This window comes from Massilia genomosp. 1 (genome assembly GCF_011682185.1).
GTDB classification, from domain to species: Bacteria; Pseudomonadota; Gammaproteobacteria; order Burkholderiales; family Burkholderiaceae_D; genus Telluria_A; species Telluria_A rubra.
This window is the reverse complement of sequence record NZ_WHJF01000118.1, coordinates 1-19,597: the sequence shown is the minus strand read 5'-3', so window position 1 is coordinate 19,597 and position 19,597 is coordinate 1. Positions and strand designations below refer to the sequence as shown.

5 protein-coding genes are annotated in these 19,597 nt (G+C 62.3%); all 5 read right to left on the bottom strand.

Features of this window, described 5'->3' with window-relative positions:
• Nucleotides 1-3,033 (bottom strand): RHS repeat protein (locus F1735_RS28655; RefSeq protein ID WP_167240098.1); only part of this gene is annotated, 3,033 nt, incomplete at its 3' end.
• 14 nt (nucleotides 3,034-3,047) lie between these two features.
• Entirely contained in the window at nucleotides 3,048-9,398 is a 6,351-nt protein-coding gene (locus tag F1735_RS28650) for an Ig-like domain-containing protein (protein ID WP_167240097.1), read from the bottom strand.
• Nucleotides 9,399-9,407: 9 nt separating this feature from the next.
• Nucleotides 9,408-14,438 carry a hypothetical protein gene (locus F1735_RS28645; protein WP_167240096.1) on the bottom strand — a complete coding sequence of 1,677 codons (5,031 nt, stop codon included), beginning with the start codon at nucleotides 14,436-14,438 and terminating at the stop codon, nucleotides 9,408-9,410.
• Nucleotides 14,439-15,221: 783 nt separating this feature from the next.
• Nucleotides 15,222-15,713 carry a hypothetical protein gene (locus F1735_RS28640; protein ID WP_167240095.1) on the bottom strand — a complete coding sequence of 164 codons (492 nt, stop codon included), beginning with the start codon at nucleotides 15,711-15,713 and terminating at the stop codon, nucleotides 15,222-15,224.
• 14 nt (nucleotides 15,714-15,727) lie between these two features.
• Nucleotides 15,728-19,552: an RHS repeat-associated core domain-containing protein gene (locus F1735_RS28635; RefSeq protein ID WP_222853104.1), complete on the bottom strand. Its 3,825-nt coding sequence runs from the start codon at nucleotides 19,550-19,552 to the stop codon at nucleotides 15,728-15,730.
• Nucleotides 19,553-19,597 lie beyond the last annotated feature (45 nt).

Sequence of the window (19,597 nt, the reverse complement as noted above, 5' to 3'; positions counted from 1 at the left end):
CAGGATCGCAGTGGAAGGGGCTGTCCAGTTGAAAGCGCTGACACTGATGCGGCCTTCGCCGGGCACTTCCACACTGTCGAGCTCCCCGTGTTTGCTGTAGCCGTAGCCGACCACCCCGCCATCAGGCCACTTCAATGCGATCTTCTTGCCACCCGGGCTGTACGAATAGGAATAGCCCATCGTGAATCCGCCCGGATAAGTCACCGTCTCGCCCGTATGGCGATTCGCATCGTCATAGGCAATGATGCCACTGGACTGTGTGCCAGCGTCATCGTTGCTCCATCCAATCAGGCTATCAGCGTCATTCCAGTCGTACTTTACCGTCCGCTGCAACACATCACTCTTATCGTAAAATAACTTCTTTACCAACCGATTCGCATTGTCGTAAGTAAAGCGGGTTTTACCCTGATTGAAATCGATGTATTGCTCAACATTTCCCGACAAGTCATAAGACAGATGCGCGCTTTGTCCTAGGGGAAGCGTTTCCTTGATGACGCGGCCGTTGCGATCATAAGCGAAGCGGTGGACGTTGCCCTTGGCATCGGTGACCTCCAGCAAGTTGCCGCGCACGTCGTACGCCATGCGGGTGAGTTTTTTCAGTCGATCAGTGTGAGTCAATGGCTGACCAAAATGGTCATGCTGCGTCGTGTCCGCCTTGCCATAGGGATCGATGTTGCCATTAACCAAGCCGCGCGGATCGTATCCAGTCTGCACAGTGTGCGTGACGCCGTTGCGCTCGGCCAGGGTGCTTGCGGTAGGGTGTTCCAGTGCATCATACCGGTTGCGCTGCACATAGGTCGGGTAGCGGATTTCCGTAGGCGAGTTCAAGCTACCCAAGGTTCCGACCGCGCTTCCGTCATCGATCTGATAGCTGAACCGGGTCGCGTTACCCATGCCATCGACCAGTTTGCTCATGCGCTGAAAATTATCGTATTCGATCAACTGTTCCCGCCCATCGCCATCGCGTACAACGGTGGGCGAGCCCTGGCGGTCATAGCCAACGGTTGCCGGCGTTAACGAGGCGGCCGCACTGTCCAGCACCCGATTGAGGGCGTCATAGCGCATCGTTGTTTTGTGTTCGAGCGGATCGGTCGTTACGAGCAGATTGCCGACTTTATCGCGGGCAAGACGCCATGACTTGTTCAAGGCATTGGTACGTTTCACCAAAAGGCCCATGGCGTCGTATTGCATGACGCTGGTGAATTTGCGCGGATCTGTCGAACTGACACGATTTCCAGTGCGGTCGTGCACGAAGATGAAGTGCCCCTGCTCAGGTTCGGTAACGGTCGCGATATTGCCGTGGGCATCATAGCTGGTGAGGGTGACCGCATCGGCCGTGACAGTGCCGTTGGCCTCGGTGCGTCCCTTGACCGTGGTAATGGTGGTAAACCCGTAGTCGTCGACTTTCGATTCCGTCACACGCTCGTCGGCGGTCCCGGCCGCTTCCACAAGCCGGATCAGATTGCCCTTGCCATCACGCTCATAGCGCGTCTTCACGCCAAGTTCATCAGTGGTTTCCAGCAGGGCGAGGTTGATGGCGGAGTAGGCGCGCTTGAGCGTCGTGCCATCCTCCTGGGTCAGCTCGACCACCTGCTCGAATTCGTTGTAGGCCGTACGCTTGCTGAATCCGCGCGCATTGGTGCTGGTTTCGGCCCGCGCGCCGGAATCGTAGCGCACCGCCTCGTCGACGCGCCCGTTGACCACGCGCCGCACCAGCTTGCCCGAACGGTCGTGCGTCAGGTCGTCCACCCGCCGTCCGCTGGCCGTTTTCGGGCCCGTGATGCGGGTCGAGAACTGCTTGTTGGCGTCGTCGTAGTCGAATTCGTAGTCGCTCACACCGCCGTCGCCGGCCGTGTACTGGGTGACCGACCCGCCGGCATAAGCGAGCTTTTCGATGCGCTTTTCCTGGTCGGTGACCGTGATGATGTTGTTGCTCGTATCATATTCGTAGAACATCGAATTGCCGCGCGCATCGATCACCTCGTGCAGGCGGTTGGCCGCATCATACTTGTACTTGACGCTGCGCGCGGGCAGGTCCAGCGCCATGCCGGCGATCGGATAGTCGCGCACTTCGGTGATCAGATTGCCCGTGTAATGCAGGCTGTACAAGACGCGCCCGTTGGCGTCGATCACGCCGCGCAGGGTGCCGCCCTTGTCGCGCACCATCCAGACGGTATTGTTGTTCTTGTCGCCGTAGGCCACCACCTGGCCCTGCGTGTTGTAGTCGACCCACTCGCCGGTCTTGTCACTCCAGCGGTAACCATTGGCAATCTTGACCGGCGCCACGATCATGCTGCCCGCCGCCAGTTGCGTGTACGCGGCCGCGCTGGCCGTGTCCGGCACGGCATTGACCGCGCGCTTGTCGAGCATGGTCCGGTTCGAAAAGGCATAGCGGCCCTGCTCGCCCGTATACAGCTCGTTCTTGCGCCGCACCGCTTCCAGGTCGCGCACCGGCGCCGTCTTTTGCGCATCCCCATGCATGCACAAAGAAAAATAGTCGGAAGAAACCAGCCGTGGCGTCGGATAGTCTTCCTTGTCCTTCTCGCCCATCAGGCTGTTGAAGGGAGTGGTCCGTTCCGACAGCATGGCAATGCCGATCGGCTTGTCGCCAATGAGCACCAGGCCGGTGGACGGCTTCCAGTCTTCGTCGACCATGACCCAGCATGCCTTGGACTCTTCGCCGTCCATTGGCTTGCCCAGCATGGCCGGCGCGCTTGAGCTGGTCGACGACGAGCCGGTCAGGTTGGCCCAGCTTTGCGACAGGCTTTCCCAGTGCGGATTGAACTTCCACTCCTTGCCCGTCCAGACGCGCCCCCAGCTCACCGTTCCTGCCGTGCTCGACAGTTTCATGTCGTCGACCATGATGGTCGCCGTGCCATTCGGGATACTGATAGACACCCCGTTGGGCGACACCTTGGTTTGGGCGTGACCAAACCCCATTGTGACGCTCAGGACCAGCCCGGCCAGCGCACACAGGAATTTCACGCTCGCCGAGGCCCGCGCTACGCTGGTTTTCATCGTCGTCTTCTTCATTTTCATTCTTGGAATCAGCTGCACATTTGTGGCGCGGCCTTGCCGCCTTCAGGCACCTTGACGCATTTCTTGCCCTTCGGCCCCTTGATCGGCTTCGCTTTTGGCGGCGGCGAACTGCTGCCGCCATAGCCACCGGAACCGCCGCCACCGCCGCCGATACCGCCGCCGCTACCCGGGCAACTCATCGCCGGCGGCGATACGATCGCCGTTCTCGCGCCGCAGGTCGTCTTGGCGCCGTTGGCGCAGATGTATTCGCACACGACACCGTAGCCGTTCGAGTAACCGGCACAGCCGCCGCCCGACGCCACGCCGGTACTGACCGCGCCGTCGAGCGATTCGAGCGCAATCACGCGGAACGGCAGGCTCACACGCTGCTTCGCTTCCAGGGCCGGCGGTACATCGACCAGGAATTCGTAGCGGAAATAGCGGTCATTGGTCGGCAAGCGCTGCTGCACATTGTCGGCACGATACAAGCCATAGTTGGTGAGCGTGAGCTCGCCGTAATACACATCGCCCGGGGCCATCTTCGGCAGGTTGATGCCGGCTGGCTGCAACACCACCACCGCCGCCGGCACATTCGTCTCGAAGGTCTGGTTCAAGGTGATCTCGTAGCGGTCCTGGATCGCGATTTCGCGCACGCTCCACTCCACCGTCACCAGGTTGTAGTTCAGGAAGACCGGCTGGGTCGCCTTCACGCCCGGCTTGATCAGCAGGCGTCCGCCGACTTCCTGGTGATTGGCGGCCCTGGCGCGGAACTTGTAGGTGCCAGCCGGCAGGTCGACGAAGTCCGCTTCGCCCAGCACATTGGTGACGAGTTCGCTGGTGACGCTCGGCACGTCTTCATTGGTCATCGTGATCGTCGCGTTGGCCAGCCCCTCGGGGATCTTGCCGTCTTTGTCAGGAAACTTCGTGTAGATATCGGCCACCTTGAAGTGGACGTTGCCCTTGCCGCTCTGCGTCAGGTGTACATACACCCAAGTCCATTGCGGCTGCAAATTCGCCGCCGCCACGTTGAGCTTGAATACATGGCGCTCCGCCTGCGTGCCCTGCGGCGGCGCGAACGACAGGTCGACCGCGCGGCTGGCGCCGATGGCGAGCTTGCCGCCCGACTGGCTGGCAATGCTGGCCCAGGCCGGTACCGCGCTGCCGTCTTCCTTGGTCAGCGTGAACTGCAAGTCCTCGGTGTCCTCCAGGCCCGCGTTCTTGAACGTGACCGTTTCGATCTGCGTCGCGCCCTGGGACAGGCCGGTCTCGAGCATCGTCGGCGCACTGACCAGGTAAGGCTTGGCTTCCGACAAGGTGTAGTTGACCTTGACCTGTCCCATCGGCTTGCCCTGTTCGGCGTCGCTGACGACGCTGAAGATCAGGGTGCCGGATGGCTGGGCCTCGTTGCTCGCCTTGAACACCACCGGCACATTGAGCGTCTGGCGTTCCGTCATGTTCATTGCCGGCGCCATCTGGGCGCTGATACCGGCAGGAATTTGCCCGGTCGGCTGGGTCGCCGCGTCGAGTGTCAGGCGCAAGCCTTTCGCCTCCGTTCCCGGACCCGATTTGGCCACGAACGGAATCGAAAACGCCAGGTTCTTCGGAATGTCGAGCGCGTAAGGGTTCGGTCCCACCGTGACGCGGTTGATCGTGAACTGCTTCTGCTCCGGACGATCGGTAATGCTCGGATGCACCGCGCTGACCTTGTACAGGCCGGCATCGCTGACGGTCGGCTCGAAGGCATAGTCGAATTCCCCCTTGCTGTTGGTCAGGACCGAGAGAGTGCGTTCAAAACCCTCCTGGTTCAACACCAGTTTGACGCGGGTATTGGGCATCGGCACATTGGTCACGCGCTCCAGGGCGCGGCCGCTCATGACGATTTTCTGGTCGCCGAAGGAGTGCGTCGGGGTAACACTGCTCAACTCGACGTAGTAAGCGGTGTCGAGCAGCGATACCACGCGCTCGGAACCGCGTCCGCCGACCTGCACTTCGTCCGCTTCGCCGCTGTGGTAACGCAGCTTGTCCACTTCCAGCCTGACGCGGATCGCGTTCGGGCTCGAGGCCGGCACGTTCACTTCGAACACGTCGGAAACGTAGTTGGCGCCGGCGGCGATGCGCGCCACCGTCTGGCCATTGGCCAGGGAAATCACGTCCGGCCCGATGACTTGCTTGTAGGCCTGGGTAGCGAGCACGTTACCGTCGCCATCGAGGATCTTGAAGCGCAGTTCGGTCGATTCCTTGGCGCCGCCGGCGGTCGCGGTCAACAGTTCAACGTCGACGTCGCCCGTGTTTTCGATGTTGAGCTTGACCTTGCCGGTGCCGCCGCGGGTGAACCCGTCGGTGCTGATGCCGACCACCAGCGAGCCTTCGCTCACCGACAGGGTCTGGCTGCGTGCGACCTTGACCAGGCTATCCTCGTCCTGAGCGATCTCGACACCGACCTGCGCCAGTGGAGCGCCGCCCAGGTCGGCATAACCGCCGACGATCACCGATACCAGGCGGGTCTGGTTGGCGCCGAGCGGGAACGGATCCGATTGGTGGTCCTTGAACTGCTTGCCTTCCTTGTCGATCGGCAAACGCACGACCACACGCACATTATCGAGCTTGCTGGCGGAGGTGTTGACGACCTGCGCCTGCAGCCGGTTCATCATGCCACGCTTGATCGGCAGGCCGCTCACGATGGCCGTGCTCACGCTTGGCAAGACGATGCTGCGCGGCTGTTCGGCGTTGTTGGCGTCCACCGAGACCACCGTGTAGCGGCGCTCGCCGGCGCTGTAACCGGTATCGGTCAGGCTGGTGGCGCCGCTGACCGTTGGGGTCAGCTTGAATCTGGCGCTGTCCGGACCGGCGTACACCAGGTAACCGGCCACGCTGCCGTTCGGCGCGCTCCAGCTCACCACTGGCAGGTTGTTGTCGATCTGCTCCACCCTGAGCTGACGTACAGGAAACAGGCTGGCGTTCAGGTAGCCCGAGTTCGACATCGCCGACTCGTTCCCGGCCGCGTCGACCGCGGTGACCACATACGCGCCCTGGGTCGGGGACGGATTGCTGTCGTAGGTCAGCAAGGTCGTGATGCGCGACTTGAGCGGGGTCAGCCCGGCAATGCTGCCGATGCTGGTGCCGCCGGCACGGTACAGGTTGTAGTACGCGACGGAGCTCGAGAGCGGCGCTTGCCAGCTGGCCGCAACGCCCGGCCCGGCCAGCTTGAGCATCAGGCTTTGCGGCGCTCCGGGCGCATTCGCGCGCGAAGTCACTTCCTGCGCGGCGCTCTGGCCGGAAAGCGACTCTTGCCCGTTCGAGGCGCGCACCGTCTCCACGGCGTATTTGTAGAGGCCGTCCGGACTGGCCTGGTCGATGTAGTCGATGCCCGACGTCCGTTTCAGCACGGTCAGGCTTTGCTGGCCTGGCGCCTGGCGGTACAACTGGTAGCTGGATGCTTCCTCGACTGCCTGCCAGCTCAGCTTGACCTTGCCGCCGGGCTGGGCCAGCGCTGTGAAGCCGAACGGCACGTTCAGCGGCGGCAAATCGCCCTTGTAGACCTGGAAGCGGTTAAATGCCGACACGCGGGTCGAGACATTCCCCAGTTCGTCCTGCGCCAGCACACTGAAACTGAGCGCTTCCGGGCCGGCCATGCCGGCATTGGCCGGCAAGGTGAGCGTGCCGCTGTAGGTGGTCGGGTTGACCTTGGCCAGCCCGCTCAGCGCGCTTGGGTTGCCCGAGGAACCGGACAGCGAGAACTTCACTTGCGGCATGCTTGCCGGCGCTTCGCTGAAGGTCAGGCTGACGTTGACCGTTGCCCCGTTTTCATTCTTGATCGGCGAGGCCGGATTGAGCACGATGCCCGACAGCGCGGGGCCGGCGGTATCGATGGCCAGCGTGGCGCCGGCATCGATCTCGGTGCCGCGGTTACCGACCGCGTCGCGCGCCGAGAACAGCGCATTGGCGGTGCCGGAACCGGTCTTCTGGTCGATCACGAAGCTGCCGGTATAGGTGTTGCTGGCGCCCTTGCTCAGTTCTACCGGCATCGGCGGGGTGCCCTGCACGATCAGCGACAGATACGGCGCCGATTCCAGCAGTTCGCTGACGGTCAGCACCACATTCACCTTGCCCTGGCCGACCCGGCCGCTTGCCGCATCGGTCTTGCCGAGCGGGGTGTAGACGATCGACACCGCTTTCGGCGCCGTGCTGTCCGACCTGGCCTGCACCGGATTGCTCGGCAGCGAAGGCGTGCCGGCCTGGTTGAGCGCAACCACGCGGTACGACCAGGTGCCGTCTTGCGGCGGGAGGTCGTCGAACTGCACCGCGTTCAATGGCGCACTGCTCACTTTTACGGCCTGGCTGATGGAATCGAATGGCGCGGCGGCGCGATACACATGGTAGCCAATGGTGTTCTGATCGACCGAACGGGTCCAGCCCAGATGCACCTTGCCGGCCAGCTGCGCCAGGGCCGTCAGGTTGCCCGGACTGGACGGCACGGTGGCGTCGAGCGTGACGGCGAGCGGGGCCGAAGCGGCGCTGGTGCCGTACTGGTCGGTCACCGTGGCCTTGATCTCATTGACGCCGGGCGCCAGGGTCAGGCTGCCGGAGAACTGGCCGGCGCTGCCGCTGACGATGGTCGCGCCAGCGTTTTTCCCGTTCAGGATCAACTGCACCGTACCGCCTGGCACAGCGTTGCCCGACACGCTGAACAGCGCCTCGCGGGTGGTGCTGCCGCCAGCCGGCGGGGTCAGTGCGGGCGCCGCCGGCGCCGCATGGTTGACCGTCACCGTGTAGCTGCTGGTGCTGACGTTATTGAGCGAATCGGTGGCGCGCAAGGCCAGCGTGTGGGCGCCGTTGGCCACATTGGCCAGGTCCAGCATCACGGTGTAGGTCGCGCTGCCGCTGGCGGTGCCGATCACGGCGCCGTCGAGCAGCAAGTCGATGCGCGCAATGCCGCTGCGGTCGCTTGCCGACAGGGTCAGGGCCGCGCTGCGCGTGAGCACCGCGCCGTTGGCCAAGGCCGCCCCATTGAAACTGATATTGGCCAGGTCCGGGCCGGCGGTATCGGGCACCACCGCGGAGCGCTTGACGGTGATGGCGCTGCTGCTTTCGGCGCTGCGTCCGGCAAGGTCGGTGGCGACCGCCTTGATGGTGTGGGCGCCATCGGGGCTGCCGTCGAGATTCCAGGCGTAGCTGTACGGCGCATTGACGCTGGTCGCGGCAAGCACGCCGTCGATGAAGAACTGGACGTTGGCAATGCCGCCGAGATCGGTCGCGCTGGCCTGGATCGATACCGGCTGGGCGAGCACGCTGCCGGCTGCCGGGGAGCTGATGCTGACCACGGGGGCGAGCGTATCGACCAGCACGCCGCCGGCGAGCGACGCGCTGACGATGGCGCCGCCCGCATTGCGGTACTGGACCTCGATCCCCTTGTTACCGTCGCCGTCGGACGTGGTAAACGTGACCTGGCCGCGCCCGTTCGTCAAAGGAGCAAACGCGACGTTCGCAAAGGCACCCTTTTCAGCGAGGCGATATTCGGTCGCGTTCAGGCACGACAGTTCGAGCGCCACCGCGTGCTGCTCGACGTAGATGGCCGGCACGGCCATGCGCAAGGTCGGATTGAGCAAGGGCTGCCCCGCCAGGTAGCTGGCGAAGTTGACGCCGGTCGAGACCTTGTCGCCCTGCCCTTGCGGATTAGCGCCCGCTTCGCGCGGACCGCTGGCGTTGCCCCACCAGTTGTTGGTGGCAAGCACCGTTGTGGCCGGGGTTTTGTTATTGATCGCAAAGGCGGTATTGCCGACAAACTGGCTGCCCGAGACCGTCGGCGCGCTCTTGTCGACGTCCATGCCGGTGCCGTTGCGCATGAAGCTGGTGCCTTGCAAGGTGGCGTTGGACACGTCCAGCAGGCGCAGGCCGACCAGGTTGTCGCTGAAATCGAGGTTCTGCATGACCGAATTGAGCGCGCGCACGGTCAGCGCCGCGCCCGCGCCATCGATATCGGCAGCGCCGCCGAAGCGCAGCACCAGGTCCGACAGGGTCACGGTGCCGTAGCTGGCTGCCGATGTTTCCAGGCGCACGCCGCGCCAGTCGCCGGGGGCGCCCTTCTGCGCCGTGGCGCCGCTGGCGCCGCCGGCGCTATCGTCCTTCTGGCTGGTCAGCACGATGCCCTTGCCGGTCGTGAGCTGGTCGCGCACGACCAGCTGGGCATCCTGGCCGAATTTGACGGTCACGCCGTCGGCCACCGTCAACTGGCCAGCGAGCGCCGGAAGCGGAATCATCTGGGCCAGCATGGCCGTCATCACCGCCCGCGCCACCAGGCGCCGGGAAGTGTTGGGAGTGCGGTAATCGGTCACGTTGTTATGCATGAGGTGCGCGCTTAAATTGTTCTTGGAGAGAGTCATCGCCGTTCCTTACGGTGACACGGTGATGACGTCGGACGTCACGCTATTGATGTCGCTGCCGCTGGCGGTCACGGTCGTCGTGCCCGCGGATACCCCGGTCACATACGTGCTTTCCGAGCTGGTATTACCCGCCTTGACCATCAGCGAGGCCGGCACGGTTGCCACCCCTGGCGCGCTGCTGGTCAGGTTGACCACGATGTCCTTGGCGGCAGTCTGCGAACCTCCATAGTTGGCGCCCGGCGTATTGAAGGAAAAAGACACATGGCCTGTTCCACCGATGGCGACCCTGCTTGGCGTGCTCAGCGCCATCGACGGTGCGATGACCGACACAGGTACATCCTGCGAAGCGCTGTAGCCGACGGCGGTCGCGGTAATTGTCGTGTTGCCAAGCCCCATACCGGTCACCGTGAAGGCGGCCCGCGATTTCCCCGCCTCGATCACGACGCTCGGCGGCACCGAGCAGATCACCGTCGAGGTACACGCCAGATTGACAGTGACCGCGGCGGTGCCCTGGAATTCAATCTTGTTCGCTGCGCGATACACATAGACCTCGCTCGGATGCGTTGTCAAACCCTTGCCTACGATAACGGTACCGCTTGAGGCGTAGAACCGCAGTTCCGGCTCAGTGACGGTGACCATTGGCGAAACGGTGCTGGCGATGCCTGCGGCGCTTGCCTTCACCGCGTACGTGCCGGCCGTCGCCGGGGTGGCGATGTAGGCGGCATCCGCAGACAGCACCTCGCTTTCGCCCTTGCGTATGATCATTTGCGTGACCGCGCTGCCAGCGGTGGCCGCATTGAAGAAGCCATCGACCGTTCCCGCAGGTTTGGCGTCGACAATCGACAATCCGATCGGCAGGTCGTTCATGGCGGTCTGCGAAGTCGGATAGGACGCCCCCGCGACCTCCACAGTGAGGCGGAAGGGGTTGCGCATGCTTGCCGGACTGCGTTTGATGTCCAGTTCAGCAAACTTGAAGACCGGCGCAACCGTTTCCGCACTGAGCTGTGCTGGTTTATAGCCCACCGCCGTCGCGCCGATCGTCACAGGCGTCGTGCCCGTAAAATCGATGCCGCCGACACGCAACTGCACCGCCGCATAGCCGGGCGGGATCGTTACCGTCGCCGGCACGGACACTTTCGACGGATCGCTGCTGGTCAACGCGATCGTTAGCGGCATGTCGCTCACAATGCCGTTACCGGAGACGGAACGCGACACCGTCACTTCGGCACTATAGGTGTTGAATCCCTTGCCCACCAACACTGTCGTCCTGTTGAATTTCAGGTCAGGCGGCAGCACGGTCACCAGCTCCGAGAGACCGACGGCACCGATACCCGGCGCACTGGCCTGGATCCGGTAGGTGCCGGCCATGGCAGGCGTGCCGACCCAAGGGCGCGCCCCATTAACAACGTCGGAGTCGTTCGTGCCGGCGCGCATGATGAACTGCTTGATCGCAACCCCGCCGCTGACCGCACTGTAGAAGTCACCGACGATATCTGCAGGATTTGCCGCGACAATAGCCAGGTTGATCGGCTCATCTTTTGCTGCGTATTGGGAACTGGCACCCGGCACCTCGAACGAAAACCACAAATCATCGCGTCCGCTGACCGGTGTGCGCGTCGTATCGGAAGCGTAGACGGTGAGCGTCGGCGCCACCACAGTGGCAGTGACTGTGGCAGTGGGATAAGCGCTGGCGCTGGCGCTGATCGTGACCGGGGACGTGCCCGTCAGCTCCACGCCGGTGTATCTGACATTCGCGCTCGACGCGCCGGCATCGATGGTGACCGTGGCCGGCACCGTCAATTTCGATGGATCGCTGCTCGTCAGGTTCAATGTCAAGGCCTCGACACCTGGGGTAGCGGTGTCGCCAGCGACGCGGAACACGGTCAGCCAGTTGGACGAGCTGACCATGCCTTTGCCCGCAACGACCGAGGTGCGCGAGAATTTCAAGCCCGGCATACTGACCGTCACCAGCGGCGAGGTCGACGCCGTCGCACCGAAGGCGCGCGTCTGCACCTTGTAGCTGCCGGTCGCGCCTGGCGTGGCGATATACACGGTATCGGTCGTGCTCGCGCCGGATTTCAAAACAACCTGCGATACCGGCGTGCCCGCGCTACTGGCGGTAAAGAATCCTGAAACCAGTCCGGCTGGTGCGCCTTCGACGATGGACAACGCGATCGGCATGTCGCCTACTGCGGTCTGACTGCCTGGGTAACCCGCGCCAGGCGTGTTAATGCTCAGACTAAAACCATCGCGATCGCTGTTCGTGGTGCGCGCCTTGTCCAGGTCGTTGAAATCGAAGACTGGTGCCACGACACGGACCGTTGCCTTGCTTGCGGGCGCGCTGTAAACACCACCGCTGACGCTGGCGTCGATCGTGACCCCGGCGGCGTCCGTCAGTTCGATCCCGGTCACGTAGACGTACGCTTCCGATGTATCGGCAGCAATGACGACCGTGGCCGGCACGCTCGCCTTGCCCGGATTGATGCTGCTCAGATTGACGGTCACGGGCTCCGACGCGTAGTACCTGTTGTCATCGGTGTAACGCAAGATTCTCAGCTCGGAGGCATACGTTCTCATGCCTTTGGCAACGGTGGTCGGGCTCGAACTTGAAGCGAATACCAACCGTGGCTTGCCGGTGATGGTGAGCGCGAGGCTGCCCGAGGTCAAGCCTTCGGCGTTGGCCGACAGCGTGGCGCTTCCCTTGGACACGCCCCGCACAGTCGCCATCACGACGCCGCCCGACGTCTGGCCTTCGGCAATGGTGATGGTCGCGGGACTGACCACCGCTTTAGCGCTGTCGCTGCTGAGCATGGACACCACGACGCCGCCTGCGGGAGCGGGGCGCGACAGGGTAACGGCAAGCGCCCGGCTGACGTCGACTGGCAGCGACAAGCTTGAATCGCTGAGATTGCCGAAGCTGATCTTGACCGCATCGACCGTCGCTTTCATGAGGCCCGGTTCATGGGCGCTCGCCTTGGCAGTGATTAACGCCTCACCGATGCCGACACCGGTCAGGATGAAGTTGGCGTCGGTCTGGCCCTGCGGCACGGTGATCGAGGCCGGCACGGTGGCCGCGGCCGGATTGGCGCTGACCAGCGTGACCACGACACCACCGGTCGGCGCCGGATCGGACAGGCGTACCGGAATCGAGCGCGTCAACCCCGGCGCGACCAGCGCACCTGCCGGCAGGTTCACCGACAAGGGGCGCACGTTGACCGTTGCGCTGGCCTTGACATAGTCAGGCGCTTGCGCATCGATGAGGGTGGTACCAAGGGCAAGCGTGGAGATTTTCACCACGGCCGTGCTGGCACCGGCGGCGATGGTCGCCGACGGCGCCACGGTGGCGGTGGCCGCCGAGCTGCTGTTCAAGGCGACCGTCAGCCCGCCCTGGCCCGCGGGAACGCTGGAGGTGAGGGTCAACTCCACCGTACGGCCGACGCCGAGATTCGACAAGGCGGGCGTGAGCGTGAGCGTAGGCGGCGTCACGACGGTCACCTGGCTCTGGCCACTGGCCAGGCCGGTTTTACTTGCGGTAATCGTTGTGATGCCGATATCGATGCCGGTCAACTGGACGTTGACGGCTTTTTCGCCGGCAGGTACGAGTACCGTGCCAGGCAGACTGGCAACGCTCGGGACGCTTGAAACCAGATTGATGGACATGCCGCCGGCAGGCGCCGGGTAAGGCAGGTTCACGCTCAAGGTTTTCAGGGCGCCTTTGATGATCGTCGGGTTGGCCGGTGTCAGGCTCAATTGCGGAATGACAACAGGCAGCGCCAATTCATTCGACAGCAGAAACTGGCCGGCATTTGCCGCATCGGGGGTACGCACCTTGATCGCCAACGTGGCTGCGGCGGCCGGCACCGTCACGCTCGCGCGCAATTGGGTTGCAGATACAAATTGAGTGGTCAATACCATTCCATCGCGCAAGACGGCGGACTGGCTGGTGAAGTCGCGCCCGATCACGTTGAGTTCGACCGTTCCTTGCCCGACATACACCGGCGACGGGGTTACGCTGCTCAATGTCGGCTGCGCGCGCGCAACCGCCAAGCTGTTAGTGGGATTGGACCAGCCTGCGTTGGTCAGCAGGCGCATGGTGACCGGACCCGATGCAACGGTGCTCGCGGCGGTAACCGACAATGCGGCCTGGGTGTCGGTGGCGCCGCCGAGCACTTGCGCGCTCATGCCGGCGATCTCGAAATGTGCGCCCGACAGACCGCTCAAGCGGGTGCCGGTCACATTGATGGTCGCGGTCTGACCCGCCTGGACCGAATCGGGCGAGAACTGCGACACCGTCGGCGTGGCGCCGACCGAGACAACGCCGTTTGCAACGATGTAAGGAATGCCGCGCAATGCCCACTTGACGCTGCCGGTGATATCGCCGCCCGGCACCGAAATGCCGTTGAGGATGTTGCCGCTGGCTTGATTAGCGATCCCGGACGGCGAAGCAGCCAGGTCGACCGTGATGGCCGCACCCAGCTGATTGCGAATATTCAGGAAATTCAATATGGGCGCACTGCCCTGCACCACCAGACCGCTGCCGTGTTCGAACAGCACATGGTCGAGCTGGCTGTTGACGGGGCCGGGGGTGAACACCCACTGTTTCCAGTCTCCGGCCGCGGCAGCGCCGCCTAGCCGGGTCTTTTCCGACAAGACCTTGATCGGCAGGGCCTGGGTGCCGGCTGCCTTGATGCTGCCGCCCTGCACGTTCAGGCTTGCCCCCGCGCTCATATAGGCAGTCACGCCGGGGTCGATGGTCAGCACCGCGCCATTTTGCACCACCAGCTCGCCGGTAACCACGTAGGGCCCGCCCGCCACCGTCCAGCGCGTGTTGGCGCTGATCGCACCCGACACCGGCGTCTGCGCCAGTGTCGAGCCCATGCCGAGACAGAGCGCGAGCAGGCCGAAGGCGCGCGCAAGTACACGCCGCGTGTTGGCAAAAACAAGGGTCGCCAGGCAAGCCAGGAAGGCTGCGGCGCCTGTCCGTGCAAGCCGGACGATCGGATCAACAATGCTGGCAGTGCGCATAAAGATGGAAGGCATGAATATTCGTGTTATTAGTCGGTGGGCAAGCTGTCGCGCGGGAGGAAAACAGGATCGAACGCGCCAGGGAGCATGACGTCAAAATTGTGGCAATACTGCGCCCTCGCCTCGCAAGGCGATGAGCAAACCGGCGCCGGGGCGCTAGGAAAGCGGGGGTTTTGTGCGATGCGGCAACGGCAAGCTCATCGCTTCATGCAAGAGCCGGCGAACGGCGGGAACTTGAGGGGTAGGTCGTTTTTGCATCTTCGGTTCCGACGCGACAGTTTACGAACTCCCCGAAGCTCGCCAATAAGAAGGGTCCGCAGCCTTGCAATCAAAATTTGCAACAATGCAGAAAGGAAATTATATCGACATTAGTTCCCATGCTCAATAATTATGAAAAGTCTACTTTTGCATTACAGCAAAATGAGACATTTTACAAAAATACCAAAAGTAAATTACCGGCACGGAGAACTTTGTGATAAACGCGTACATACTGCGCCCGGGTTATGCGGAATGGGTAAAGGGATTAACATCCGGTGACAGATGAGCGCAGAACAAGGTCGGGCGAGCGGCAAGGTACTGCGCTCGCCGCTTCGTCGGTCAAGCCGTACGATTGCGCCGGCGCCGCCGCCTCTGCTTTAGCATCGGACGGCAGTCAGCGACAGTTCCCACGGCGCAAAGCAATCGCTTGCGTATTTGATTCCCGCTCGTGGAACAATAATGCAGGATGGGTCGATCCGGCCACGCATCAGTACGTGCTTTCTTGCCAGAATCCGAGGTACCCAAGGAATTCAGGGCCGTTTATAGATCGTCATCCAGGCCACTCACCGTAAGGAGAAAGTAATCACTTTCGGCAGGTCTCCAGCGATATGAATAATCGAGCTGAACGGCCACGTTCTTCAGTTCAAAAGGATTTGTTACAGAAACACTGCCGCTCATCGCATAGGTAAAGATATTCTTCGCGGTCGGGTACGTGGCCCCGACAAGACAGGCGTGTACTCTGGATATATTCCCACCCAGCATTTCTCCCGACGTATGTTCCGACAGGTAGCGACAGAACGACATGCCCTGTTCGTCCGCTGGCATTGTCGTGCAACGCTTCGAGGGCGCCACACCATCGGCATGCTTGACAACGATTGACACCGTACGGACGACGCCGATCGGCACCTGCGCGGCGAACTGCTTGATCTGCGAGCACAGCTCGGGCAGCGTTGCGCCGCTTGCCGGTACACACACGCCGAACGGCGCGAGCAAGACAATCAAACGGGCATGCTGCATAAAATGGATGCGCATCAGCTGACCTTATGCTATTTGCTGCATGTACACGGATTCTTTTTGCGGGCGGCGTCCCGGAAATCATTGATACGTCTCCGTACCGCGTTGCGCTGATCATAAGTGAGGCGCCCTCTTATCAAACGGTATTGATATTGGCCGTCGACTTTTTCAACCACCCCGATCACATCGCCACGAACAATGTAATTTGGATAGCCATCGTCCATGCCATCCTGCGGACCCGGGATCGCAGACCAGTTTTCACCATTTGGATGCGAATGCACGACGTCTTTTGTTTGTCCGTCGCGGGGTAGCAGGAGGGTCGTTGTAATGCCATCATCCGTATATTTATACTCAGATTTTGCCGTTTCAAACTTCCCGTCTTTGGTAACCCTGCCGCCTGCCTCGCGATCCGGATAAAGGTCGACGCTTCCCCGGTTTTTTTCAGCCTGCTCGTCGGAGGTTCCCTTGGACGTGTCTGTTCCATCCTTGCATGGATCGTAATCGGCTGCATCAATACATTTCCCAGCGCTTTTCAGGTCGGCCGGACACGCCAGACCCATTGGGTCAATCCTTCCAAGCGGATTGCCCGCCACATAAGCATAAGGATTGACGCCGCCTTCAAGGCCAATCGGATCGGATTCGATATAACGCCCGGTCTGCGGGTCGTAATCCCGGTGGTAGTTGTAGTGCATTCCAGTTTCGGTATCTTCGACCTGCCCTGGCAGGCGCAGGTTCGACACGATGGTCGGCTGGCCGCCGCCAGCGGCGGGACTGGTGATCTGAGCCCGTCCGAACGCATCGTAGCTGGCCGCCCAGACGATGTTACCGGCCCGGTCGGTCGCCTGCAGCGGCGCCCAGCGCTGGTCGTGATGATAGTAGCCGACGGTGGTCTGTCCATTGCTGTTTTTTGTCTTGATGAACAAGGCGCCGGTTGTGAAGGACGAATTCGGACGCGGGCCATACTGGGTCGTGACCGACACCGGTCCATCGGCCTTCACGCTCAGATCGGCATTGAGCGTGACCGGCTGGGTCGCTTCCGCAATCAGTCCTTCCTGCGCATAAAGAAAATAGGTACGCACGGCCGGCGCCAGCGCGCTGCCGTCCTTGTGCCGGTATTGTTCCTTCCAAATTCGGCGGCCGACGGCATCGTAACCATAGCGCGCGATCAGTCGCTGCGAACCGTCCTTCACGGCGATCAGCCGCTGGTCCAGGTCATAGACAAATTGCGTGAGCACGCCTCCAGGCTCCTTTTTCAGGATCAGATTTCCCGCCTCGTCGTACTCGTAGCTGGTCGCGTCGGCACCGGTGCCGCGCTGCTTGAGCCGGTTGTTGGCGTCGTAGGTCCAGACGCCGGCAATGCGGCTGTGCGCGGTCCTGTTGGCAAGCTCGTCCAACGTAAAGGTTTCGGTATCGTTGCCCAACACGCTGCCAGTACCGCTGTCGACTGTTTTCAGGCGCAACGCATCGTCGTAGCCGTACGACTTCACCGTCGACAAGCCGGCATTGGCGTCGGTGCGCGTGTCTTCCTTGAGCTCCTGCATGGCGCCATAACGACTCGCCAGATTGAGCAGCGGCTGCTGGTTGGGCGCGCTGACGTCGAGCTGCACAGGACTGAGCAGGTCGTCATACTTCCTGCTCTGTACGGTGCCGCCGGGCAGGGTCACCTTGGAAGGCACTGTCCAGTTGAAAGCGTTGACACTGATGCGGCCTTCGCCCGGCACTTCGACACTGTCGAGCTGGCCGTGCTTGCTGTAGCCGTAAGCGATCACGCCACCATCCGGCCATGTCAGCTGGACCTTCTTGCCACCCGGGCTGTAGAGATAGGAATAGCCCATCGTGAAGCCGCCGGGATAAGTCACGGTCTCGCCGGTGTGCCGATCCGCGTCGTCATAGGTGATGATCGCGCTCGACTGCGTGCCGGCGTCATCGTTGCGCCATCCGATCAGGCGATCGGTGGCGCTCCAGTCGTACTTCGCGGTGCGCCGCAACACATTGCCCTTGTCGTAGTACAAGGCTTGCACCAGCCGGTTCGCATCGTCGTAGGTGAAGCGGGTTTTGCTCTCATCGAAATCGACATACTGCTCGACATTTCCGGCCAGGTCATAGGAAGTATGCGCAGTTTGCCCCAGGGCCAGGGTTTCCTTGACGACGCGGTTGTTACGGTCGTAGCCGAAGCGGTGGACCTTGCCCCTGGCGTCGGTCAGTTCCAGCAGGTTTCCGCGCACGTCGTAGGCCATGCCCGTTGTTTTCTTGAGTTGATCGGTCAGCACCAAGGGCTGGCCCAAGCGATTGTACTGGGTGGTGCCGACCTTGCCGTAGGCATTGCTGTCGCTGTCGACCTGGCCACGGGGATCGTATCCGGTCAGCAGATTGCGCGTGGCACCGTTGCGTTCGACCAGCGTGGTCGCGGTCGGGCGTTCCAGCGCGTCATACCGCTGGCGCCGCACATAGGTGGGGTAGCGGATTTCCGTAGGCGAATTCAAGCTGCCCAAGGCACCGGCCGCGCTTCCGTCATCGATCTGGTAGCTGAACCAGGTCGCGTTACCCATGCCATCGACCGTTTTGCTCATGCGCTGGAAGTTGTCGTACTCGATCAACGTTTCCCGTCCATCGCCGTCGCGCAGCACGGTGGGGAAACCCTGCGGATCGTAAGCGACCGTCGCAGATGTCAAGGCCCCGGCAGCACTTTCCAGCACGCGATTGAAGGCATCGTAGCGCCGTGTCTTTTTGCGTTTGAGCGGATCGATCGTCACAAGAACATTGCCGACTTTATCGCGTTCGCTGTCCCATGACTTCTGCAATGCGTTTGTATGCCTCACAACAAGACCCATCGCATCGTATTTCGTGATGCTCGTGAACTTGCGCGGATCCGTCAGGCTCACCCGATTTCCAGAGCGGTCGTAGACAAAGGTGAAATACCCCTGTTCGGGTTCGGTAAGGGTCTCGACGTTGCCGCGCGCATCAAAAGTGACCAGCGTGACCGCATCGGCCGTGACAGTGCCGTTGGCCTCCGTGCGCCCCTTCACAGTCTTTTTGATGGCAAAGCCGTGCTCATCGACCTGCAATTCCGTCGCGCGCTCGTCGGCGGTCCCGGCCGCTTCCACAAGCCGGCTCAGATTGCCCTTGGCGTCCCGCTCGAAGCGGGTCTTCACGCCAAGTTCATCAGTGGTTTCCAGCAGGGCGAGGTTGATGGCGGAGTAGGCGCGCTTGAGCGTCGTGCCATCCTCCTGGGTCAGCTCGACCACCTGCTCGAATTCGTTGTAGGCCGTACGCTTGCTGAATCCGCGCGCATTGGTGCTGGTTTCGGCCCGCGCGCCGGAATCGTAGCGCACCTCCTCGTCGACGCGCCCGTTGACCACGCGCCGCACCAGCTTGCCCGAACGGTCGTGCGTCAGGTCGTCCACCCGCCGTCCGCTGGCCGTTTCCGGGCCCGTGATGCGGGTCGAGAATTGCTTGTTGGCGTCGTCGTAGTCGAACTCGTAGTCGCTCACGCCGCCGTCGCCGGCCGTGTACTGGGCGACCGACGCGCCGGCATAAGCGAGCTTTTCGACGCGCCCTTCCTGATCGGTGATCTGGATGATGTTATTGCTCGTGTCATATTCGTAGAACATCGAATTGCCGCGCGCATCGATCACCTCATGCAGGCGGTTGGCCGCGTCATACTTGTACTTGACGCTGCGCGCGGGCAGGTCCAGCGCCATGCCGGCGATCGGGTAATCGCGCACTTCGGTGATCAGATTGCCCGTGTAATGCAGGCTGTACAAGACGCGCCCGATGGCGTCGATCACGCCGCGCAGGGTGCCGCCCTTGTCGCGCACCATCCAGACGGTATTGTTGTTCTTGTCGCCGTAGGCCACCACCTGGCCCTGCGTGTTGTAGTCGACCCACTCGCCGGTCTTGTC